Genomic DNA, 23,125 nt, shown 5'->3' on the forward strand with positions numbered 1-23,125 from the left:
CTTGCCCGTGACCTTGTGGTTATATGAAACCACTTGCTCTGTGAGGTGAAGGGTGGCGAGAGCGGTGACGACGGCGACGACGGCGGCAACCGAGAGCGGGAGCGCCTCCGCGAACGACCGCGGCAAGCGTTCCGCCACCCGGTTCGGTCTGCGGAACTGGCGCGTCCGGTCGCGTCTCACGGCTCTGATCCTGGTGCCGACCGCGGTGGGTGTGGTGCTCGCCGGGGCGCGCGTGGTCGACTCCGTCGACAGCGTGTCCGGTTACCAGCGCACGGCCACCGCGGCGGAGTACTCGGGCAGCCTGCGCGACCTGGCCCAGGCACTGGGCCTGGAGCGCGACCGGGGCGCCTGGGCGATGTTCCAGCCCTCGAACAGAGGGCTTCAGGAGAGCGACGAGGCGCAGCGCAAGCTGGTCGACACGCTGGTCAAGAAGGTGAAGCCGGAGCTTCAGGGCATCGACGACGCCTACGGCGTCCGCGCGGTCAAGGCGGCCAGGGACGTCTCCTACCAGCTGGAAGGCCTCCCCGAGCTGCGCCGGCTGCCCGGCACCAACCGCGTGGAACGTTACAGCCTCATGATCGCCCCGCTGCTCCGGCTCCACGAGGAGCTCACGCTGGTCAGCGACGACCCGGAGATCATCGGTAACACCCGCGCGCTCAGCGCCCTCGCCTACGCCAAGGAGGAGGTCTCCAAGCAGCGCGCCCGGCTGCTGGCCGGCTACTACGCGCCGTCGCTGATCAACCCGCAGGAGATCGAGAAGTTCATCGCCTCCCGCTCCCGGATGGAGGAGTTCAAGGCGGACTTCGGCGTGGAGGCGAGCCCGGCCAACAGCCAGCTCCTCGTCACCGCGCTGATCGACGAGCGGGTGCACCGCGCCGAGCTGACCAAGTCCAGGGCGATCGTGCTCGCCGGCGACTCGGACCACACCGGGCGGCTGCTGAGCGACGCGAACGCGGTCAAGCAGTGGTTCTCGGACAACACCGCGACCCTCGACCAGATGCGGAAGGTCGAGACCAAGGTCGCCGGTGACGTGATCACCCGGGCCCGCACGCTGGAGGACACCGAGCAGCGCAATGCGATCATCGCCTCCGCGCTGATCCTGCTCCTGCTCCTGCTCGTCCTCGGCCTGACGGTTCTCATCGCCCGCTCGATGGTCATGCCGCTGCGCCGCCTGCGGGCCGAGGCGCTGGAGGTGGCGGGCTTCAGGCTGCCCGAGGTCGTGCGGCGGCTGCGGGTCTCCGGTGACAGCCGGACACCCGACGTCGCCCCCATCTCCGTCGAGGGCAAGGACGAGATCGGCGAGGTCGCCAAGGCCTTCGACGAGGTCCACCGGCAGGCCGTGCGCCTGGCCGCCGAGGAGTCCGAGCTCCGCTCCAACATCAGCGCGATGTTCGTCAACCTGTCGCGCCGCACGCAGACGCTGGTCGAGCGGCAGATCTCACTGATCGACGGCCTGGAGAAGGGCGAGGAGGACGGCGGCCGGCTGGCCGACCTGTTCCGGCTCGACCACCTGGCCACCCGCATGCGCCGCAACTCCGAGAACCTGCTGGTCCTCGCCGGTCACGAGCCGCCCCGCAGACGCAGCCAGCCGGCCAAGCTCGTCGACGTCGTGCGCGCCTCGCTCTCCGAGGTGGAGGACTACGAACGGGTCCAGGTCAAGGTCCACCGCACGATCTCGGTCGCGGGCAGCGCCGCCAACGACATCGTCCACCTGGTCGCCGAGCTGGTCGAGAACGCTCTCCAATTCTCCCCGAGGGCCAGCCAGGTCGTCGTCTCCAGCAGCATGGTCGAGGGCGGCGGCGCGCTGCTCGCGGTCAGCGACGCGGGCATCGGCATGCCCGCCGACGAGCTGATGGAGATCAACCGCCGTCTGGCGGACCCGCCCGTCGTCGACGTCTCGGTCTCCCGGCGGATGGGCCTGTTCGTCGTCGGCCGGTTGGCGCTGCGCCACGGCGTCCGCGTTCAGCTCCGCCCGCAGGAGGGCAGCGGTCTCGTCGCCATGGTGCTTCTCCCGTCGGAGCTCGTCATCTCGGCGGTGCAGCCCACGCAGACCCCGTCCTGGGGGGCGGAGCCGGTGTCCCCGCAGGGCTCCCCCGGCCAGTCCTTCTCCGGCCGGCCGCCGGTCCGGCAAGGCCCGGCGGGGCCGGTTCCCACCGGTCCGGTCCCGGCCGGGCAGGGCGGCTCGCCCGACCGGTCCGCATTCGGTCAGTCGTCGTTCGGTCAGTCGTCGTTCGAGCAGACCTCGTCCGGTCAGTCGTCGTTCGGTCAGTCGTCGTTCGAGCAGACCTCGTCCGGCAGGGCCTCCTTTCCCGGCCTCCCGGACACCCCGGCGTCCGGGCCCGCCCCGCAGCCCGGCGGCCAGACCGGTCACGCACCGCAGGGTCCGGCGTTCGCGGGGCCGCCGAGCATCCCGACGAGCAGCGGTGTTCCGCTCCCCAAGCGTCAGGTCAACGGCAACAGGGGAGCCGCTCCCACGCCCGGTTTCTCCGCCTGGAGCAACGACTCCTACGACCCGCCGGCCGCGCCCATGCCGAGTGTGGGAGTCTCCCCGCTCGAACCCGAGGGGGAGGAGTTCCTGCCCATCTTCGCCTCGGTCGAGTCGGCCTGGTTCCGCCGGGCGGACGAGGCGGCCCGGGGCGAGACCGCCGCCCGGCCGGTGGACCGGGCACCGGAGCCGGCGGCCGGGGCGGACGAGCGCCGGCCGGACGAGTCCTGGGCTGAGGCGTCCACGCCCCCGATCGGCATGCCGGTTTACGAAGCCCGGCACGCGCCGGTCGCGGAGCCCGACGGGCAGATCACCGCGGAGCCCGCCCGGCCGCACCGGCCGGGTGACTGGCGGACCCCCTCCGACGCGGGCTGGCAGGCCGCCCAGGCGGCGAACGACCCCACCTTGGGCGGAATCACCCCGGCGGGCCTGCCCAGGCGCACCCCCAAGGCGAACCTCGTGCCGGGCGCCGCGGCGCCCGGCACGCCCGCCGCCCCCATGCCGCCCGGCTCGGCGGATCGGGTGCGCAGCCGGCTTTCCAGTTTCCAGCAAGGTGTACGGCGGGGCCGTGCTGAAGTAGTCGAGGCAACCACGAGGAGCCTGGTGGACAAGGAGGAGAGTTCGTGACGACCCTGAGCCATGAGGCACGCAGGTTCGACTGGCTGATCACCGAGTTCGTCCGCGGCACCCCCGGTGTCGCGCACGCGGTGTGCGTCTCGGCGGACGGACTGCGGATCGCCAGTTCCGAGGGGTTCCCCGACGACAGGGCCGACCAGCTCGCCGCCGTCGCGGCGGGCCTGCTCAGCCTGACCGTGGGGGCGTCGCGCGTGTTCGAGGGCGGTGCCGTCACCCAGACCGTGGTCGAGATGGAACGCGGCCTGCTGCTGGTCATGGCGATCAGCGACGGTTCGGCGCTCGCGGTGCTGGCCGCCCCCGACTGCGACATGGGCCTGGTGGCCTACCAGATGACGCTGCTCGTCGACCGGGCGGGGCAGGTGCTCACCCCCGCCCTCCGGGCCGAGCTGCAGTCCGTCCGGAGCCGGTAGTGGCCGCGTTCCGGGGAGGGTCCCGCACGGGAGAGGGCCGTGCTCGGGAGTGACGGAATCATGGGGGACGAGGAGCCCCTGTTCCGCCCGTACGCCGTCACCGGCGGGCGGGCGGAGCCTCGTTTCCACCTGGCGCTGGAGACACTGGTCTCGTCGTCCTTTCTCATGGAGGAGGAACTCGCCCTGCTCACCCCGGAGCAGGAGGCGATCATCAGGCTCTGCCGTTCGTTCCGGTCGGTCGCTGAGATCTCGGCGCTGCTGAGGATTCCGCTCGGTGTGGCCCGCGTGCTCGTGGCGGACATGGTCGATGAGGGCCTCGTCCGCATCCACCAGCCGCACCTCGACGAGGGACAGCCGGATCTCACCATGCTCGAAAGGGTTCTCAGTGGACTTCGCAGGCTCTGACCACGGTGGCCTGTCGTCAACGAAGATCGTTGTCGCGGGTGGTTTCGGCGTCGGCAAGACCACGTTCGTGGGATCGGTGTCGGAGATCCTGCCGCTGACCACCGAGGCCGTGATGACCGACGCCAGCGCCGGCATCGACGATCTGGGTCTCACCCCCGACAAGGCGACCACCACCGTGGCCATGGACTTCGGTCGCCTTTCTCTGGACCGCGACCTGATCCTGTACCTGTTCGGCACCCCCGGCCAGCACCGGTTCTGGTTCATGTGGGACGACCTGGTGCGCGGCGCCATCGGCGCGGTGGTCCTGATCGACACGCGGCGGCTGGCCGACGGTTTCCCGGCGATCGACTACTTCGAAGAGGCCCGGCTGCCCTTCGTGGTCGGCGTCAACGGCTGGAACGGGGAGTTCCCGCACACCGAGGAGGAGGTGCGCGAGGCCCTCGCCCTCGCCCCGCACGTCCCCATCGTGCGGACCGACGCCCGCGCCCGCGACTCGGTCAAGGCCACGCTCATCACCCTGGTCGAGCACGTCCTGCGGGTCCGCGCGGTGTACGGCACGCCGGTCTGAGGCGCGTTCCTCCGGCGTGCGGCGCGCCCGGCACACCGGTCTGGGCCCTGTTCCTCCGAGGTTTCTCCGCGGCTTTTCCCGGGCCCCCTCGTGTATGGCGGACGGATGGCCGTCGCCGGTTCCATCGGGGAAAAAGCCGCGGTCCGTGGAAATACGTCGGCGGCGTGTGCTTCCGGGCCGCCTCGATCAGCGTTTCATCGCTTTCCGCGTAAACGGTTCGATTGTTTCTCCCCGCCGGGAGGCCGTGGCGACTCCCGCGAGCCGCCTCCCGGCCGGGCCGGCGGCTTTCCGGGGCGTGAACCGTGGTCGCGGCACCGCCGGGCGGGGGTGCCGTCTCCCTCGGGGCCCGGTGCGCCGATCCCGTGAGGGTGCCCGCGGGAGAGGTCAAGATATCGCGGAGACATCGGAGAACGCAGCGGCGTAATCGTCGCGGGATGGTCGCATCCGGCCGTTACGTGATCGCACCTCTGGAACGATGTAAACAGCCATATCGACTGAGAAATGCATAATGCGAGTATTCGGATGACCGAAACGCGGTTTCCAGTCCTGAGCTGTAGTCCTGGGTTCCGGTCGCCAATTCCGGGGAACGGACATTCACCGAGCGGTGTTCCCTTGGCGCTCCCTTGGCTCCGCCGGTTGGGATGTGCTCGAATTACCGGGAACCAAGGGAAATTCGGCCACGGGTTCGTCCACCGAGAGGCAGCGTTCGGTGAGCACATATACGGTCCGGGAGGCGGGCGGCGGCCTCCGCCCGGGGAACTGGCGGGTGCGGTCGCGGCTCGTCGCGCTCGTCCTCGTCCCCACCGTCGCCGCGGTGCTGCTCGGCGGAGTCCAGGTGCTCGCCTCGATGAGCGCGGCCGACGACTATCAGCGGGTCAACGACCTCGCCCGGCTCTCCGACCGCGTCGGCGCGCTCGCCCACGAGCTGGCCGAGGAACGCGACCGCACGGCCTGGTTCATCGCCCTGGGCCGCCCGGAGAGCGGCGTGCGGGACATGCGGGCCCGGACGGACCTGGTGGACGACGCCGCGGCCCGCGTCCGCGAGAGCGGCGTCCTGCTCGGCGGGCAGGTGGGCGGCCGCACCGGGGACGAGGTCGAGACCGTGCTCGCCCGGCTGGAGGACCTCGCCCCGCTCCGCCGGCAGGCGCTGCAGTCGACGCTGTCACCCGACGCCGCCGTCGCCGCCTACTCCCCGATCATCGCCGACCTGCTCTCCCTCCACGACGAGCTCGGCAGGGGCGCCGCCGACGACGTCCTGGTCAGCCGGGCGCTGACCCTGGACGCGCTCGTCCGCGCGAAGGAGGCGCTGTCGTACCAGCGGGCGCTGCTGACGGTGGCGCTCGTGGCCGGGCGGTTCGAGCGGGAGCAGCTGGAACAGTTCCTCGGCGCACTCGCCGTCGAGCGCGCCGAGCGCGAACGCTTCGCCGCCGGGACCGGGAGCGAGGAGCGCCGCGTCTTCGACGAGACCGTCGACGGCCGCGCCGCCGGCCGGGCCGGATCCCTCCGCGAGCTGGCGCTGCGCCGCGCCGCCGCGGGAGCTTCCCTGAAAGGGCTCGACCCGGCGGCCGGAAACGACGCCGGGCAGTGGTACGAGGCCGCCACGGCCGTGATCGACCAGATGCGCGGCGTCGAGAAACGGCACGCCCAGGACATCGTCGTCCGCAGCCAGGAGCTCCGCGACGGCGAGCGGACCCGCGCCCTGCTCGTCGCCGGGGCCGTCACGGGGCTGCTGCTGATCGTGCCGACGATCACCACAGGGGTGGCGCGCTCCCTGGTCAGGCCGTTGCGGCTGCTGCGCCGGGAGGCGCTGGACGTCGCGGAGGAGCGGCTGCCCTCGTACGTCCGGCGGGTCCGCGAGTCGCGCGGCGGCGAGGTCGTCGCCGGCATACCGCCGATCGGGATCGTCTCCCGGGACGAGATCGGCGAGGTCGCGCGGGCGTTCGACGAGGTCCACCGGGAGGCCGTCCGGCTCGCGGGCGAGGAGGCCAGACTGCGCGACACCGTGAACGCGATGTTCGTCAGCCTCTCCCGGCGCAGCCAGGCGCTGGTGGAGCGCCAGCTCACCCTCGTCGAGCGGTTGGGGCGCGGCGAGCGCGACGACCGGCGGCTGGCGGACCTGCGCGCACTCGACCACCTGGCCACCCGCATGCGCCGCAACAGCGAGAACCTGCTCGTCCTGGCCGGGCAGGAGGCCGCGCGGCGCCGGCAGCGGCCGGTCGAGCTGACGGAGGTGATCCGCGTCGCCCTGTCGGAGGTGGAGGACCACGACCGGGTGACGATCCGGGCCGGCTCCGGTGCCGCCGTCGCGGGCCCCGCGGTGGGCGACGTCGTCCACCTGCTGGCCGAACTGGTGGAGAACGCCGTCTCGTTCTCGCCGAAGGGAACCCCGGTCACGGTGTCCGGCGACCGGGTCGACGGCGGCGTGATGGTCGCGGTGACCGACCAGGGCATCGGCATGACCCCCGGCGAGCTGGCCGAGGCGAACCGGCGCCTGGCCGACCCGCAGGTGGCCGACGCCTCCGTCGCCCGCCGCATCGGCCTGTTCGTGGTCGGCCGTCTCGCGCTCAGACACGGTATCCGCGTCCGGCTCCATCCCCGGGAAACCGGCCTGACCGCGATGGTCACGCTCCCGGAGTCACTGCTCGTCGCCGCGTCCGCCATGCCCGTCGCGCCTCCGCGGGCGCCCGTGCTCGCGGCGCCGGTCGCTCCGGAGGCGTCCCCCGCGCCGTTGTGGAACAGGCCACCGGGGACGACCGGGCCGAGCGTGTGGAGTCCGCCCCCGGAACGGCCCCGCCCCACCGGCGAGCGCAGCGCGTTCCCGCCCCCCGGCCCCCTCGACCGCCTCCCCGGCTCCACCGGAGCGAACGAGACCGGGCCGCCGCCCCGGGCGGGCACGTCACCGCCGGGGGAGGACGACTACCTGCCGATCTTCGCCTCGGTCGAGTCGGGCTGGTTCCGGATCTCCGGTTCCGCCCCGGCCTCCGCCGCGGACACCGGCGTCCCCTCCTCCGATCCCGCTCGCTTCTCCGGTTCCGGTGCTTCCGCGGCGCCGGGCTCCGGCGGTCCCGCCGCCTCCGGAGTCGCTCCCGTGGGACGCCCGGCCGGGCCCGGCTCCTGGTCGTCGCCCGGGGACGGCGGCTGGCGGGCCGCGCAGGCGGCGAGCATCCCGGCACTGGGCGGAACGATCGCGGCGGGCCTGCCCAAACGGACGCCCAGGGCGAACCTGGTACCCGGCTCGGTGAGCCCCTCGCGGCCGCAGCCCCCGGTGCGCCCCCGGCCCGCCGACGCCTCCCGCTCCGCCGAGCGGGCCCGCAGCCGGATGACGAGCTTCCAGGAGGGCGTGCGCAAGGCCCGCGACGAGATCCCGGACCGGGAGCGCTGACCGCGCGGGGCGGACACCGGGACGGCGGCCGGCGGCTCCGCGGGAGCCGGGACCCGCCCCCGCCCTCCTCGGGCGCGTCCTCGGCGGCCTGCGTCCTCTGCCGGCGTGGGCGCCGGCACGGTCGCCGCGGGTCAGGACCCGGCGAGCCACCACCGGGCGGCGACGAGCTCGGCCACCAGGGTCTCGGTCAGGAGCGCCACGTCGGGGTCGTCGTCGTGGCGGTAGCGTACGGACGCCTTGGCGCCGGGCAGTTCGCCTCCGACGGTCAGGACGGTGGAGCCGCGCCGGCGGATCCAGTCCATGGCCTGCTCGTCGTAGCGGGAGCCGGGGAACAGGATGGCCCGGTAGTCGAGGGTCTTGGTGAGGTAGACGTCCACGTGGGCCCAGTCGCCGGTCTCACACGCGTCGGCCGCCCTGCGGGGCCCCTCCCGGACCATCAGGGCCGACTGCTCCGCGGAGGACAGGCGCTCGGCGGGGGCGATCGCGTAGACGCCGTGCGGGCCGTCGAGCAGGTCCGCCGCGGGCTCCAGCCACTCCCCGCGCCGGTCGAGCAGGTCCGCGGTCGCCTCGGCTGTGCGGCGCAGCAGCGCGGGCACGTCCCGGTCGAAGCCGCCGGCGGTGCCGGCCCGGCCGGTGAGGCGGCCGCCCAGGGCCAGCAGCAGGGCGATGGTGTGCTGGAACGTCCGGCAGGAGACGCCGCCGCGTTCCTCGCCCGCGACCATCGGGACCACCAGGTCGGCGCCCTCGGTGACGGCCGAGCCCGGCTTGTTGGTCAGGGCGAGCACGAAGGACCGGCCATGGTGGCGTTCGACCGCGTCCAGGGTCTCCCGGCTGCCGCCGGTGGCGGAGATCGCCACGACCAGCGTGTCCGGGCTCGCCGGGTACGACAGGGACGCCGAGGCGTACTCGGCCACCGCGTCCACACCCGCCGCCCGCAGGCGCAGCGCGGCCACCCGGGCGGCGTACCGGGAGCTGCCCATGCCGAGGAAGAGCACCCGCCTGACGCCGGCCGGGATCCCCGCGAACGGGTCGCCGGTCTCCAGGGTGCCCGCCAGCTCGGCCAGGGCGGCGGGCTTGGCCTCCAGGTCGGCGAGGTACAGCTCGGGTTTCACATGATCTCCTTCAACGTTCGGTCACCGGTACCAGGACCGTAGGACCCCCATCGGGGCGTAACGCCAGCGGGGCAGGTGCCGGGCCGCGTAGATGAGCTCCCGGCACTCCTGCTCGATCTCGAAGGGGCGTACCAGGGAACGGTCCAGGAGCGTGGCGCGGCCGAGCCCCGCCAGGCGTTCCCGGTAGGCGGACTCCAGCGCGGCGCGGGCCGCGGCGGCCCACTCGCGGGTCGCCGCGGGGTCGGCGCCGCGGCGCTTGATCGCGACCTGGCCGACGTGTTCCAGGCTCGTGGTGAGCTGGGCGAGGTCGCGGGCCGCGGGCTGGAAGGGGTCGGCGCCGGTGACGGTCGGGTTGCCGTCGAAGTCGATCACCGCGTAGCCGTCCCGCCAGCGGAGCATCTGGCCGACGTGCAGGTCGCCGTGGATGCGGATCAACGGGGTGGTGCCCACCGAGGTCAGCGGGGCCAGCTCGGCGCGGAGCGCGTCCGCGCGTGCGGCGAGCCAGTCCCCGTCCTCGCCGTCGGTCACCGCCAGCGCCTCGTCCAGTGCCTGCCGGGCCCGGACCGACCAGGGGTGCTCCCCGGCCGGCGCCGCCGGCGCCTGCCGTACCGGGTCGGGGAAGGTCGCGGACGGGGTGGCCATCGCGGCGTGCAGGTCGGCGGAGAGGACGCCCAGGTCGGCGGCGAAGGCGGTGCGCCCGGAGACGGCCTCGTCCACGCACCACTCCCAGCCGTCCGCGGCGTCCGGCAGGTAGGCCGTGACCAGCGCGAGCAGCAGCTCGGTGCCGTCGCCGGCGCGGCGCGAGACGGACGCGTACGGGGTGGCGGTGGCGGTGAAGCCCACCGAGGTCAGGTGGGCGAACACGTCGGGCGTCGGCTGGGGGAGCGGGGCGGGCGGGGTGAGCCATTTCACAACCACGCTCTCGCCCACTACCACGGAGTGGTTGGTCTGGTCGACGTCGAAGCCCCGCTCGCGTACCCGATCACCCCCGGAGATCGACGACAATTGAGTGTCGATTGAGAAGCCAGCCGCGAAGGGGGCAGGGAGTGGACGGAACCGGCGAACGGTGAATAAAGGGGGAACATCGCAGCTCAGAGCGGCAAGCAGCTCGATGGTCCGCCCGTCACCGGCTCGTGGCGCCGGATCCAGTCGTTCCCAGATTGAACTTCGGTTCAACAAACAAGCCAAACTTTCCAGGGGTGATGTCGTGAAAAGTCTTGCTGAAGTTAATGATGGCTGCAACACTCCTGCTTTGGTCTGCCGTGTCCCTTACGGCCGGTCTACCCCACATAAACTGGATTCTGAAGGAGTAGCGGCCGTGTCCCGCACTCGGTTCACCCGTCGTCTTCCGGCTGCCGCCCTGGTCGCCGGGCTCGCACTCGCAGTTTCGGCATGTGGCGGGGAGGCCGCGAACACCGCCGCGCCCGCCGCCAGCGCTTCAGCCGCCCAGCTCGACCCGAACGCGGATCTGTCGAAGCAGAGCATCACGATCTCGGTTTGGGACGGCTACACGCCCAAGGACCTCCCCGAGAGGGTCAAGGAGAAGCTCAAGACCGACCTGAAGGTCACGCTCCACGCCACCAACGAAGAGATCATGGCGAAGCTGACCAGCGGCACGAACACCGGGCTCGACGTGGCGTTCGTCTCCGGCCAGTACGCCCAGGCCCTCAACGAGGCCGGCCTGCTGGAGCCGATCCACCCCGAGCTCATCCCGAACCTCACCAACCTCTACCCCGAGGCCAAGGAGCTCTCCTACGACAAGGGCAACGTCTTCTCGGTTCCCTACACCTGGGGCACGACGGGCATCTGCTACCGCGAAGACCTGGTGAAGACGCCCCCGACGAGCTGGAACGACCTCCTCAACCCGCCGGCCGATGCGGTCAAGAAGGTCACCATGATGACCACCGAGCGCTGGCTGGCCCTGCCCGCCATCAAGGCGCTGGGCCTGTCGGTCAACACCAAGAGCGACGACGACCTGGAGAAGGTCAAGGCGAAGCTGCTGGAGGCCAAGCCGAAGCTGCTCGGCTACGACGACACCACCTTCGGCGACAAGCTCAAGAGCGGCGAGGCCGTGATGGTCGAGGCGTGGGACGGCTGGTGCCCCACCAGCGAGAAGAACATCAAGTTCGTCGTGCCCAAGGAGGGCAGCGACCTGTGGGTGGACACCATGGTCGTGCTGAAGTCCTCCAAGAACAAGGAGGCGGCGCACGCCTTCATCAACTACATCCTGGACCCGAAGGTCCACGGCTGGGCCGCGGAGAACATCCTCTACAAGGTCCCGAACAAGGCCGCCATGGACTCCATGGACCCCAAGCTGAAGGCCGCCAACGCCCCGCTGCAGATGAGCCCGTCCGACCTGCTCAAGGGTGAGTCGATCGTCGACCTCGGGGAGGACTCGACCAAGTTCACCCGCCTGGCGACCGAGGTCGCGGCCCAGCAGTGAACCGCCCCACCACCGTTACCGGCGCGTCCGCGAATTCGCGGGCGCGCCGGTCGCGTGCCCTGGCAAGGCTCTTCTTCCTGGGGCCCGGGCTGGCCTACCTGATCGTCTTCCTCCTGGTCCCGCTGGCCCTGCTCATCAGCTACACGGTCGTCGACAGGGACCGGTTCGGCCGGCTCACCTACGAGGTGACGGCGGAGAACTTCGTCCGGCTGCTCGACCCGCTCTACGTCAACGTCGTGGTCAGCTCGCTGAAGCTGGCCACGATCGCCACGGTGATCGCCCTTCTGATCGGCTACCCCACGGCCTACCTGATCGCCCATCTCCCGCGGAACTGGAAGACGGTCGCCCTGGTCGCGGTCGTCCTGCCGTTCTGGACCAACTTCCTGATCCGCATCTACGCCTGGAACAGGCTGCTCAGCGGTCCCGGGCTGGTCAACTCCACCCTCATGGACCTGGGGCTGATCGACAAGCCGCTGGAGCTGCTCTACAACCAGGGCACCATCGTCACCGGCCTGGTCTACTCGTACCTGCCGCTGATGATCCTGCCGGTGTACGCGGCGATCGGGAAGGTGGACCCGCAGCTCCGCGAGGCCTCGGCCAACCTGGGCGCGGGGCCGGTCCGCACGTTCATGTCGGTGACGCTCCCGCTGACCCTGCCCGGCGTGCTCACCGGCTGCCTGTTCGTCTTCGTGCCGAGCTTCGGCAACTTCATCATCCCCGACCTGCTCGGCGGCGGCCGTTCCATCATGGTCGGCAACCTGATCAGGGACCAGTTCCTCAAGGCGCGCGACTGGCCGTTCGGGGCCACCCTCACGCTGGCGCTGCTCGCCGCGCTGGTCGCTCTGCTGCTCCTGCAGGCCGTCGTGCTGCTCCTGCAAGCCTGGAGGTCCCGACGTGCGTAGATCCCGCTTGCTGTACGTCCCCTTCTGGGCCACGTACGTCTTCCTCTACACGCCGATCGTCGTGGTCGTCGTGATGTCGTTCAACGCCGGGAAGTCGCCCTTCGTCTTCGAGGGCGTCAGCCTCAGGTGGTACGCCACGCTCGCCCGGAACGCCGACATCCGCGAGGGCCTGGTCAACACGCTGATCGTGGCCGCGGGCTCCACCGCGCTCGCCACGGTGCTCGGCACCCTGCTGGCCGTGGGCCTGGCCCGCTACACCAGGTCGCGGCTGCTGGACGCGCTGGGCACGCTGCCCGCGATCCTGCCCGACCTGGTGCTCGGCCTCGGCCTGCTGGTGCTCTACGCGACCGTCAAGATGACCCTCGGCCTGCACTCGGTGCTGCTGGCCCACACGGTGTTCGGCATGGCGTTCGTGTCCGCGGTGGTCCGCACCAGGCTCGTCCACGCCGACACCTCCCTGGAGGAGGCGTCCAGGGACCTGGGGGCCAGGCCGCTGACCACGTTCGCCCGGGTCACGCTGCCGCAGCTCGCCCCGGGCATCCTGGCGGGCGCCCTGCTGGCGTTCACCCTCTCGATCGACGAGTTCGTCATCGCCTTCTTCACGGCGGCGCCCACCACGCCGACCCTGCCCATCATCATCTACTCAATGGTCCGCTTCGGGGTCACCCCGGAGGTCAACGCGCTGGCCACGATCCTGCTGGCCGTGAGCTTCACCGTGGTGATCGTGGCCCAGCGGACGACCCGACTGACGGAGTCGCTGTTCTGATGCTGAAGATCACAGATGTCAGCCGCCGGTTCGGCGACGTCACCGCGCTGTCGGGGGTCTCCCTGGAGATCCGGCAGGGCGAGTTCTTCGCGCTGCTCGGTCCCAGCGGATGCGGCAAGACGACGCTCCTGCGGATCCTGGCCGGCTTCGAGTACCCCGACGAGGGTTCCGTCACGCTCGACGGGGAGAACCTGCTCAACCAGCCCGCGTACCGCCGTCCGGTCAACCTGATGTTCCAGTCGTACGCGCTCTTCCCCCACATGACCGTGGCCAGGAACATCGCCTACGGTCTGGAGCGGGAGAAACTGCCCAAGGCCGAGATCCGCGAACGGGTGAACGAGGTCCTGGAGAAGGTCGGCCTGAGCGCGGCGGCCAGGCGCAAGCCGCACCAGCTCTCCGGCGGGCAGCGGCAGCGGGTCGCGCTGGCCCGCGCGATCGTCAAGCGGCCGCGCCTGCTGCTGCTGGACGAGCCGCTGTCCGCGCTGGACAAGAAGGTCCGCGCGGAGATGCAGCTGGAGCTCAAGCGCCTCCAGCACGAGGTCGGCATCACCTTCGTCGTGGTCACCCACGACCAGGAGGAGGCCATGTCGCTGGCCGACCGCATCGCGGTCTTCAGCGCGGGCAGGGTCGAGCAGGTGGACGCGCCGGTGGAGCTGTACGAGCGCCCGGCCACCCGCTTCGTCGCCGACTTCGTCGGGGCCAACAACCTCTTCGAGGGGCTGGCGTCCTCCTCCGGTCTGGTCGGCGGGCTGGGCGTGCTGCCCGGGACGTCGGACCTGCCCGACGGGACGCCCGCCCTGCTCGCGGTCCGGCCGGAGCGGGTCAAGCTGACCGAGGTGTCCGAGGAGGTCGTCCCGGCCGAGGCGGTCGAGGTGGCGGAGGTGTCCGAGGAGATCGTCCCGGCCGACGGGGTCGAGGTGGCGGAGGTGTCCGAGGAGGTCGTCCCGGCCGCGAAGGCCGGCAAGGGCAAGGGCGCCGTGGCGGGTGTGCTGCGTGGCGAGGTCGTCGACGTCAGCTTCTACGGCGGCATCTCGCACGTCTCGGTGCGGGTGGACGGGCACCACACGCCGGTCCTGGTCGCCACCCAGGGGGCCACCAGGGTCGAGGCGGGGTCACCGGTGGCCCTGAACTGGGCCGAGACCGACGGGGTGCTGATCCCTCAATGAGATGTCTTGAGGGGGTGGTCCGTCGCGGTCCGGGCGTACTCCAGGATGAGCTCCGTCGCCTCGTCCGGGCCGATCACCGGGTGGCGCGCCGTGATGCGGTAGCCGTAGGCGTCCTCCAGGGCGACCAGGTTGCGGGCGATGATCGAGGAGTCGCAGGACAGCGTGAAGGTCCCCAGCGCCGCTCCGGTCTCCAGGATGCTCTGGTAGAGCGAGACCTGGCGGTCGTAGAGGGTGGTGAGCAGCAACGCGTACATCCGGTTGCGGTGCGCGGCCCCGCCCAGCTCGTTCAGCAGCCGCACGTCCGGGTCGTCCGGCCCGTGCGGCAGCCCCGAGCGGACGGTCACGATCAGTTTCTCGGCCGGGTCGCGCATGCCGCTGATCCGCTTGAGGCGCTGCTCGTAGAAGCGCTCCAGCCCGGAGTGGTGGGCGTCGATCAGCAGTTCGCTGAGCTGGGGATAGTGGTACAGCACGGCCCCGGAGGTGAGGCCGGCCTCCTCGGCGACGTGGTTGAGGTGCACGCCCTCGGTGCCGTGCCGGATGATCGCCCGATGTGCGGCCGCGATGAGATCCAGGCGCCTATCCGCCCGTCCCTTGCGCGTCATGATCCCCCGCTCGTTGAAAACCACGCTCTGTACCGGGGTCCATAGTGACCGTTTCCTGGCGTTTTTGCTAGCCACGAATTGAACCATTCTTCAAAAGCCACAAAACCACGGCGCAAGGAGGCGCGATGTCTCTCACGATCCTGTTCATGCCGGAGAGTGCCTACGGGCCGACGAACAACTGCATCGGCATCGGTGACATTCTGCGTAAGCGCGGTCACCGCGTTGTCTTCGCAGCTGAGGCTTCCTGGAAGGGGAAATTGGAGGCCCTCGGATTCGAGGAGGACCTGGTCGATCTCGCGCCTCCGACCGAGGAGGAGCAGGACGCCGGTCAGTTCTGGAAGGACTTCATCCGGGACACCGCCCCGGAATACCGCAAGTCGACCCTGGAGCAGCTCGAGACGGTCACCAAGCCGATCTGGGAGTCGCTTATCGACGGTGTGAAGTACTGTGAGCCCCAGTTGAAGGAGATTATCGAGCGTGTCCGGCCCGACGTGATCGTCGAGGACAACGTGATCACGTTCCCGGCGCTGCTGACGGCGGGCAAGCCGTTCGTCCGCATCGTCTCCTGCAACCCGCTGGAGGTGCGCGGCGAGGGCGTGGCTCCGGTGTTCTCCGGCCTGCCCGCCGACGACCGCTCGGAGTGGGAGGCCTTCCGCGCGGAGTACGAGCGCACCCACCGTGAGATGTGGACCGCCTTCAACGAGTGGGTCGTGGCCCAGGGCGCCCCGGCCCTGCCCGACCTGGACTTCATCCACGAGGGCGACCTCAACCTCTACGTCTACCCGGAACTCCTGGACTACACCGACGCCCGGCCGCTGGGTGAGACCTGGCACCGTCTGGACTCCTCGGTGCGCGAGACCGACGAGAGCTTCGAGATCCCCGCGTCGCTGACCGAGCAGGACGGCCCGCTGGTCTACTTCTCGCTCGGCTCGCTCGGCTCGGCCGACGTCACCCTGATGCAGCGCGTCATCGACGCGCTGGCCACCACGCCGTACCGCTTCATCGTGTCCAAGGGCCCACTCCACGAGGAGATCAAGCTCGCCGACAACATGTGGGGCGCCGAGTTCGTGCCGCAGACCAAGATCATTCCCCAGGTCGACCTGGTCATCACGCACGGCGGCAACAACACCACCACCGAGGCGCTGCACTTCGGCAAGCCGATGATCCTGCTGCCGCTGTTCTGGGACCAGTACGACAACGCCCAGCGTGTCCACGAACTGGGTTACGGTGTGCGCCTGTCGACCTACACCTTCACCGACGAGGAGCTGACCGGCGCGCTGGACCGGCTGCTCGGCGACACCGAGCTCCGCGCGCGCCTGGCCGCCGCGGGCGAGGAGATCCGCAGGCGGGACGGCCTGCGCAAGGCCGCGGACCTGATCGAGCAGGCCGGCGCCTGACGGCTCTCCGCACCATCACGACGAGGGAAGTTCCATGGGCAAGTTGATCAATCCGGCGACCGGCGAGTTCCTGTCGGAAGTGGCCGACACCCCGGTCGCGGAGGTCGCGGCCGCCGTACGGCGGGCTCGCGCGGCCTTCGCGGAGTGGAGTGGGGCGACCCCGGCCGAGCGGGCCAGGGTGCTGTTGCGCTTCGCGGACCTCGTCGAGGCCGACGCCGAGGAGCTGACCCGGCTGGAGGTGGCCGAGACCGGCAAGCCCGCGGCGGTGTTCCGCGACGGCGAGCTGCCGTTCGCGGTCGACAACCTCCGCTTCTTCGCCGGCGCGGCCCGCTCGCTGGACGGCACCGGGGCCGGGGTCCTCAGCTCCGGCTACACCTCGGTGCTGGTCCGCCGCCCGGTCGGCGTCGTCGGATCGATCGCGCCGTGGAACTTCCCCCTCGTCATGGCGGTGTGGAAGATCGGCCCCGCTCTCGCCGCGGGGAACGCGGTGGTCATCAAGCCCGCGCCGCGGACGCCCGGCACCACGCTCCGGCTGGCCGAGCTGTTCGCCCGCGCGGGCGCGCCCGACGGCCTGCTCCAGGTCGTCCTGGGTGACGCCGAGGTCGGTGAGGCCTTGGTCACCGACCCCGGCGTGGACATGGTGAGCGTCACCGGTTCCACCGCGACCGGCCGTGCCGTCATGCGCGGCGCGGCCGGCTCGCTGAAGCGGGTCCATCTGGAGCTCGGCGGCAAGGCACCGGCGCTGGTCTTCGGTGACGCGGACCTGGCGGAGATGGCCAGGGGCGTCGCCATGGGTGCCACCTACAACACGGGTCAGGACTGCACGGCCGCGACCCGTGTCTACATCTCCCGCGAGGTGTACGGCGAGGCGGTGGAGGCGCTCCGCGAGACGCTGGCGCGGATCACCGTCGGCGACCCCTGGGACCCGTCCACCGACATCGGCCCGCTGATCTCCGCCGCGCACCGCGAGCGCGTGCACGGCTTCGTCGAGCGCGCGGGGGCTTCGGTGCTCTGCGGTGGCGCCCCGCTCGACGGTCCGGGGTTCTACTATCCGCCTACGCTGATCGCCGACGCCCGTCAGGACAGTGAGATCGTCCAGGGCGAGCTTTTCGGCCCGGTGCTGGTGGCCCTGCCGTTCGACGGCGAGGACGAGGCGGTGCGGCTGGCCAACGACACCCCCTACGGTCTGGCCTCCTCGGTCTGGTCGAGTGACGTGGCCAGGGCGCTGCGCGTCTCGCACCGCCTGGACGTGGGAGTGACCTGGGTGAACGACCATCTGCCCATCGCCTCGGAGGCGCCGCACGGCGGGGTGAAGGGAAGCGGCTTCGGCAAGGATATGAGTCAGGAGGCGGTACAGGAATACTCTGTGACCCGCCACCTGATGATCAAGCACCAGGTTCCGGAGGTGAGGGATTCCTTCCGGCCAGCCTGAAAACTTTGATGTCAGTTGTCCGTTTTGTGCGGATATGTCGTACTTACTCCATTCGAAGTGACATAAAGGATGTGCTCAAATTGCTTTCGCCGCTTCCAAATCCGGCGAGGGGTTACGTAGGCCAGTGATGACACAAGACCGCCGGAGCCACCGCGCGTCAGGGGTGGGCAGCCGATTCCTGCCGGCGAACTGGCGCGTGCGTCCCCGTCTGGTCGCGCTGATCCTGCTGCCCACCGTGGCGGCCGTTCTGTTGACCGGACTCCAGCTCACCACGGCGCTCTCCACCGCCAACGAGTACCGGCGGATGAGCGAGGTCGCCTCGCTGGTCGAGTCCCTCTCCACCCTCTCGCACGAGATGGGCGAGGAACGCGACGTCACCGCCTGGTACATCGCCTACAAGAACCGCACCTCGCTGAACAACCGCACCTTGCAGAACAAGGTCAAGGATCAGCGGGCGGTCGTCGACCGGGCCAGTGCCCAGGTCACGAGTGCGATCAAGGCCCTCGACCCGGCGCAGGCCTCCCGGGTCTCCACCGAGGTCGCCCAGGTCGGCCGCTGGCTGAACGGGCTGCCCGGCCTGCGGAGGCTGATGGCCGACGGCAGCGTCCTGCCGCGTGCGGTCCTCGGCATGTACTCGCGGATGATCGCCGACTTCATCACGCTCCACGACGATCTCGGCCGGAGCGGCGGCGACGAGCGCCTCATCGGTGACGCGCTCGCGCTGGGCTCGCTGAGCCGGGCCAAGGAGCAGGTCGCCAAGCAGCGAGGCACCCTCCTGGTCAGCTTCATGGACCGCAAGTTCGACTTCGACGACCCTGCCGACCTCCTCGGCGCGTACCGAAGCCAGCAGAGCGAGGAGAACGCCTTCCGCGCGACCGCGTCCGCCACCGACGTCAAGCGCTTCGACGACGTGGTCGGCAGCTCGCAGGTCCAGGCCGACGCCATCCGGACCCTCGTCATGTCGCGCATGCGCGAGAACAAGCCGCTGGAGCGGATCAACGGCCAGACCTGGTTCAAGAGCGCCGACACCTGGTACACCGCCTCCTCGGCCATCGTCAACAGCATGCGTTCCGTCGAGCGTGGCCTGGCGGCCGGCGTCGTAACCCGCAGCCGGGAGCTGCAGAGCGCCGAGCAGCGCAGCGCCATCATCTCCGGTGCGTCGATCCTCGTCCTGATCGTCCTGATCCTGTTCGTCACCTTCTGGGTGGCCGGGACGCTGGTCCGGCCGCTGCGCAAGCTGCGGAGCGAGGCGCTGGAGGTGGCCGGCACCCGGCTGCCCGAGACCGTCCGCGTGCTGCGCGAGTCCGGGGACCTCTCCCCGAACGTCGAGGTGCCCTCCATCGGGGTGGCCTCCCGCGACGAGATCGGGGAAGTGGCCCGAGCCTTCGACGAGGTCCACCGCGAGGCCATCCGGCTGGCGGGCGACGAGGCCCGGCTGCGGAACAACGTCAACGCGATGTTCGTCAACCTCTCCCGGCGCACCCAGTCGCTCGTGGAACGGCAGATCGACCTCATCGACGACCTGGAGCAGGGCGAGCAGGACGAGGGCCGGCTGGCCAGCCTCTTCAAGCTGGACCACCTGGCCACCCGCATGCGCCGCAACTCCGAGAACCTCCTGGTCCTCGCCGGCCAGGAGCAGAGCCGCCGGTGGAGCGAGCCGGTCCCGCTCAGCGACGTGGTCCGCGCCTCGCTGTCGGAGGTCGAGAACTACGAGCGGGTGACCCTCCGGGTCGAGTCGGGTATCTCGATCATCGGTCAGGCCGTCAACGACATCGTCCACCTGGTCGCGGAGCTCGTCGAGAACGCGATCTTCTTCTCGCCGCAGGACACCAAGATCACGGTGACCAGCAACGGCAACGAGATGGGCGCCGTCATCCTGGCGGTCACCGACTCGGGCATCGGCATGAGCGACGAGGAACTCGTCGAGGCCAACCGCCGCCTGGCCGAGCCCCCCGCGGTGGACCTGTCGGTCTCCCGCCGGATGGGCCTGTTCGTGGTCGGCCGGCTGGCCATGCGTCACGGCATCAGGGTGCAGCTCCGGCGTCCGGAGGCCGGCGGCCTGAGCGCCGTCGTGCTCCTGCCGGCCCAGGTCGTGGCGCAGTCCACGGCGCTGCCCGAGATGGCGATGGCGGGCACGTCCTTCGGGTCGATGGACCCGTTCGGCTCCGTGGCGGGTCCGGACCCGTTCGCCTCGATGCCGAACTCCACCTCGTTCGGAGCCGGCAACGGGCGAGGCCCTCGGCCGCAGTCCCCGAAGGGTCTGTCCCCGAACGGTCTGTCGCCGAATGGCCTGTCGCCGAACGGTCTGTCGCCGAACGGTCTGTCGCCGAACGGTCTGTCGCCGAACGGTCTGTCCCCGAACGGTCTGTCGCCGAACGGTCTGGCTCCGAAGCCGCCCCAGGTGCCGCCCGCGCCGCCTCAGACGCCGCCTCAGGCGCCGGCACCCGCGTCCCCCGGCTCGGGCTCGGACATCTGGTCGTCGTCGGTGGTGTCCGCCTCCGAGGCGGAGGACATGTGGTCGTCGCCCCTGACGTCCACTCCGGGGCCCTCCTTCCCGCCGTCCTGGCCGGAGGCGTCCGCGAACGACCCGTGGGCGCCGCAGCAGCCGGAGGTCACGGACAACACCCAGGCCCTCCCCGTGGTCGAGGTGCCGCCGACGGAACCCGAGTCCGGGGAGTACCTGCCGATCTTCGAGGCGGTGGAGTCCGGCTGGTTCCGCAAGAGCATCCCCGAGAACGAGTCGGAGGCCGCCGCCGAGCCCGTGGCCGAGGTCAAGCCCCGGCCGATGGAGCAGCGGGTCCGGAGGGGCCCGCAGGGACTGGAGACGCACAACGTCCCGCAGATCTCGCAGCCCTCGCAGGGGCAGGACTCGACCGGGCAGGCCTCCCAGGAACAGCAGGACCGGCCGCCGCTGCCGGTCCGCCGTCCCAAGTCGGTCGACAGGCAGGCGTGGAGCACCCCGGCCGACCAGGGCTGGGCCGCCGCGGAGGCTGCCAAGAAACCCGCGGAAGGCGGGGTGACCGGGGCAGGGCTCCCCAAGCGGGTGCCGAAGGCGAACCTTGTCCCCGGGTCCGCCTCGACGACACCGGCCGCGCCGCCCCCCTCCATGCCGCCCATGTCGGCGGAGCGGGTGCGCAGCCGTCTGTCCAGTTTCCAGCAAGGCGTACGGCAGGGACGCGCTGAGATGAGCGAGCGCGCCAAGGCCGTCGAGGGAGAGAACCAGCAGTGAACAACCAACTCAGTCAGGCCGCTCGTGGCTTCAACTGGCTGATCACCGAGTTCGTCAAGGAGATGCCCGGGGTGGCACACGCGGTGATCGTCTCTGCGGACGGTCTCCCGTTGGCCTACTCACAGGGATTTCCGAAGGACCGGGCCGACCAGCTTGCCGCGATAACGGCCGGCCTGATCAGCCTGACTCAGGGTGCGTCCAGGGTGTTCGAGGGCGGCCCGGTGGTACAGACCGTGATCGAGATGCAGCGGGGACTCCTGCTGACCATGTCGATCAGCGACGGGTCCGCGCTGGCCGTCCTGGCCTCGCCGGACTGCGACATGGGCCTTGTGGCCTACCAGATGACGCTGCTCACTGAGCGCGCCGGCCAGGCGCTCACGCCTGCGCTTCGCGCTGAATTGCAGTCGGCTCAGCGATAGGGGGGTGATATGGACGCACCAGGTTGGCGTGGCTCGGGAGAGGATCTCCCGAGCCCGTCTCAGGCCAAGAGCGGGCGAGACCGTCTGATTCGCCCGTACGCTGTGACCGGGGGTAGGACCGCCCCCCGGGTGCAGCTCGCACTCGAGGCGCTGGTTTCCTCGGCGACGTTCGCGAGCGTGGATCTGTCTACGCTCTCTACGGAATATCAGGCGATAATCACGCTGTCCCGGCAGGTGCGCTCGGTCGCCGAGCTCGCCGCTCTGTTGCGCATGCCGCTAGGCGTGACCCGGGTACTGATAGCGGACATGGCGGCCGAGGGCCTGGTGCAGATCCACCAGCCGTCGCTGGATGCTGGTAAGCCGGATCTCAATTTGCTTGAAAGGGTGCTCAGTGGGCTTCGCAGGCTCTGACGCCGGAATGACGTCGACGAAGATCGTCGTTGCCGGCGGATTCGGTGTCGGCAAGACGACCTTCGTCGGTGCGGTCTCCGAGATCATGCCGCTGACCACGGAAGCCGTGATGACAGAGGCGAGTGCGGAGGTCGACGACCTGTCGCACATTCCGACCAAGCGGACCACCACGGTCGCCATGGACTTCGGCCGGGTCTCGTTGGATCGCGATCTGATCCTGTACCTGTTCGGTACACCGGGTCAGCACCGGTTCTGGTTCATGTGGGACGACCTCGTGAAGGGCGCGATCGGTGCGATCGTGCTTGTCGACACGCGGAGGCTGGCCGACAGCTTCCCGGCCATCGACTACTTCGAAGAGGCCGGACTACCGTTCGTCGTGGCCCTGAACGGCTTCGGCGGCACGCACATCCACGGTGAGGAGGAGGTGCGGGAAGCTCTGACGATCTCCCCGCACGTTCCCGTCGTCCGGACCGACGCCCGGTCCCGCGACGCCGTGAAGTCGACCTTGATCACCTTGGTCGAGCACGTCCTCACCCTCAGGGTCTGACGTCCTGGCGCGGGCCTCACCACCGAGAGGGTGAGGCCCATGCCACGGCCCTCGCACCCGGGCGCCGCACGGCGGAGGGCTCCACGGGAGCCCTCCGCGGCACATGTCCAGGCCGGTGCGGACCCTTGCCGGATGTGACTCCCGCCGGTGCCGTGCCGCTCGGACGCCTTCTTCTCCCACCGGGTGGGTTCCCGGCCGCCCGGAGCCCTTTCTCCGCCGCGGGACGCCTTGCGCGTCGCCCGGACGCTCTCCGCGCCGTCTGGAGGCCTTCTTCTCCTTTCGGGAGGGTTCCCGGCCCCTGAAGCTCTTTCTCCGCCGTCGGACGCTCTCCGCGCCGCCCGGACGCTCTCCGCGCCGTCTGGACGCCTTCCGTGCCGTCTGGATGCCTTCCCGCCACGGCCTTTCCCCGGGTTCCCTTCTCCGGCCGGTGCGGTGTCCTCTTCCCGCCGTCGCCCCGGCCTCGGCCGACGGCCGTTTCCCGGGCGTTCCCGCTGTCTGTCAGGTGATTTCCGCCGGGCGCGGGTTTCACGTTTCCCGCATGAGAAGGACGGCGCTGCGATGAAATGGTCTTCCGTTTCATCGCTTTCGATACCGGCCGTAGTGATTCCGGTGGGACAGAACTGCGGAATTCCTGTTTCGGTCGTGGCCTCCGGGTAGCGGGAAAGGCCGAAACCGTGCTCGCGGGCGGGTTCCCCCGCCGCTCCCGGGGCCGGTGACGGCCGCCCCGGTGAATTCGCGGTCGGTACCGTCGGAAAGCCCGCATGTCGAACGGCGGGCTGGTTTTTGAATCGTGCGGCAGAGAGCCCGCGGACG

General features: G+C 70.6%; 18 protein-coding genes. 15 read left to right on the forward strand and 3 right to left on the reverse strand.

The annotated features are described in order from the left end of the window. Nucleotides 1-64: 64 nt before the first annotated feature. The 5 genes from ABD841_RS09060 to ABD841_RS09080 all read left to right on the forward strand — a co-directional run bounded on the left by ABD841_RS09060 (nt 65) and on the right by ABD841_RS09080 (nt 7,886). On the forward strand, nt 65-3,112 hold the full coding sequence (locus tag ABD841_RS09060; protein WP_344969705.1) for a sensor histidine kinase: 3,048 nt from the start codon (nt 65-67) through the stop codon (nt 3,110-3,112). Continuing rightward, nucleotides 3,109-3,531, forward strand: coding sequence for a roadblock/LC7 domain-containing protein (locus ABD841_RS09065; RefSeq protein ID WP_425581962.1), 423 nt, complete (start codon nt 3,109-3,111; stop codon nt 3,529-3,531). Before ABD841_RS09060 ends, ABD841_RS09065 begins: the two co-directional genes overlap by 4 nt. Nucleotides 3,532-3,570: 39 nt before the next feature. Continuing rightward, nucleotides 3,571-3,936: a DUF742 domain-containing protein gene (locus tag ABD841_RS09070; protein ID WP_425581963.1), complete on the forward strand. Its 366-nt coding sequence runs from the start codon at nt 3,571-3,573 to the stop codon at nt 3,934-3,936. After that, nucleotides 3,917-4,504: a GTP-binding protein gene (locus tag ABD841_RS09075; protein WP_344969706.1), complete on the forward strand. Its 588-nt coding sequence runs from the start codon at nt 3,917-3,919 to the stop codon at nt 4,502-4,504. Before ABD841_RS09070 ends, ABD841_RS09075 begins: the two co-directional genes overlap by 20 nt. Before the next feature lie 709 nt (nt 4,505-5,213). Continuing rightward, nucleotides 5,214-7,886 (forward strand): sensor histidine kinase, encoded by a 2,673-nt coding sequence (locus ABD841_RS09080; protein ID WP_344969707.1) that lies wholly within the window; start codon nt 5,214-5,216, stop codon nt 7,884-7,886. Nucleotides 7,887-8,017: 131 nt separating this feature from the next. Here ABD841_RS09080 and ABD841_RS09085 read toward each other — a convergent pair whose 3' ends face one another. Next, the gene (locus tag ABD841_RS09085) at nt 8,018-8,998 is read right to left on the reverse strand and encodes an SIS domain-containing protein (RefSeq protein ID WP_344969708.1); all 981 of its coding nucleotides are present in this window, start codon (nt 8,996-8,998) and stop codon (nt 8,018-8,020) included. A gap of 21 nt (nt 8,999-9,019) precedes the next feature. Then, on the reverse strand, nt 9,020-10,003 hold the full coding sequence (locus ABD841_RS09090) for a hypothetical protein (RefSeq protein WP_344969709.1): 984 nt from the start codon (nt 10,001-10,003) through the stop codon (nt 9,020-9,022). A 313-nt stretch (nt 10,004-10,316) separates the two neighbouring features. Between ABD841_RS09090 and ABD841_RS09095 the strand changes: the two genes are divergently transcribed. The 4 genes from ABD841_RS09095 to ABD841_RS09110 are packed head-to-tail and all read left to right on the forward strand — an operon-like array spanning nt 10,317 to nt 14,275. Then, complete coding sequence (locus ABD841_RS09095) at nt 10,317-11,441, forward strand: polyamine ABC transporter substrate-binding protein (protein WP_344969711.1); 1,125 nt, start codon at nt 10,317-10,319, stop codon at nt 11,439-11,441. Further along, nucleotides 11,438-12,343 carry an ABC transporter permease gene (locus tag ABD841_RS09100; RefSeq protein ID WP_344969712.1) on the forward strand — a complete coding sequence of 302 codons (906 nt, stop codon included), beginning with the start codon at nt 11,438-11,440 and terminating at the stop codon, nt 12,341-12,343. The genes ABD841_RS09095 and ABD841_RS09100 overlap by 4 nt, the downstream gene beginning before the upstream one ends. Further along, a complete protein-coding gene (locus ABD841_RS09105; protein WP_344969714.1) occupies nt 12,336-13,109 on the forward strand; it encodes an ABC transporter permease in 774 nt (257 codons plus the stop codon). The genes ABD841_RS09100 and ABD841_RS09105 overlap by 8 nt, the downstream gene beginning before the upstream one ends. Further along, nucleotides 13,109-14,275, forward strand: coding sequence for an ABC transporter ATP-binding protein (locus tag ABD841_RS09110; RefSeq protein ID WP_344969715.1), 1,167 nt, complete (start codon nt 13,109-13,111; stop codon nt 14,273-14,275). The genes ABD841_RS09105 and ABD841_RS09110 overlap by 1 nt, the downstream gene beginning before the upstream one ends. Here the strand turns inward: ABD841_RS09110 and ABD841_RS09115 are convergent. Then, nucleotides 14,269-14,877 carry a TetR/AcrR family transcriptional regulator gene (locus ABD841_RS09115; protein ID WP_344969716.1) on the reverse strand — a complete coding sequence of 203 codons (609 nt, stop codon included), beginning with the start codon at nt 14,875-14,877 and terminating at the stop codon, nt 14,269-14,271. The two genes, ABD841_RS09110 and ABD841_RS09115, sit on opposite strands and share 7 nt — an antisense overlap. Nucleotides 14,878-15,002: 125 nt before the next feature. Between ABD841_RS09115 and ABD841_RS09120 the strand changes: the two genes are divergently transcribed. From ABD841_RS09120 to ABD841_RS09145, 6 genes are all read left to right on the forward strand, one after another. Next, on the forward strand, nt 15,003-16,274 hold the full coding sequence (locus ABD841_RS09120) for a nucleotide disphospho-sugar-binding domain-containing protein (RefSeq protein ID WP_344969718.1): 1,272 nt from the start codon (nt 15,003-15,005) through the stop codon (nt 16,272-16,274). Nucleotides 16,275-16,308: 34 nt separating this feature from the next. Next, nucleotides 16,309-17,706, forward strand: coding sequence for an aminobutyraldehyde dehydrogenase (locus ABD841_RS09125; RefSeq protein ID WP_344969719.1), 1,398 nt, complete (start codon nt 16,309-16,311; stop codon nt 17,704-17,706). 196 nt (nt 17,707-17,902) lie between these two features. Then, nucleotides 17,903-20,935: a nitrate- and nitrite sensing domain-containing protein gene (locus ABD841_RS09130; protein ID WP_344969721.1), complete on the forward strand. Its 3,033-nt coding sequence runs from the start codon at nt 17,903-17,905 to the stop codon at nt 20,933-20,935. After that, on the forward strand, nt 20,932-21,354 hold the full coding sequence (locus ABD841_RS09135) for a roadblock/LC7 domain-containing protein (RefSeq protein WP_344969722.1): 423 nt from the start codon (nt 20,932-20,934) through the stop codon (nt 21,352-21,354). The genes ABD841_RS09130 and ABD841_RS09135 overlap by 4 nt, the downstream gene beginning before the upstream one ends. A 9-nt stretch (nt 21,355-21,363) precedes the next feature. Further along, nucleotides 21,364-21,765 (forward strand): DUF742 domain-containing protein, encoded by a 402-nt coding sequence (locus ABD841_RS09140; protein ID WP_344969724.1) that lies wholly within the window; start codon nt 21,364-21,366, stop codon nt 21,763-21,765. Between the two features lie 7 nt (nt 21,766-21,772). After that, a complete protein-coding gene (locus tag ABD841_RS09145; RefSeq protein ID WP_184539269.1) occupies nt 21,773-22,312 on the forward strand; it encodes a GTP-binding protein in 540 nt (179 codons plus the stop codon). Nucleotides 22,313-23,125: the final 813 nt, after the last annotated feature.

The sequence above is a fragment of the Streptosporangium fragile genome, assembly GCF_039534445.1.
Lineage (GTDB): Bacteria > Actinomycetota > Actinomycetes > Streptosporangiales > Streptosporangiaceae > Streptosporangium > Streptosporangium fragile.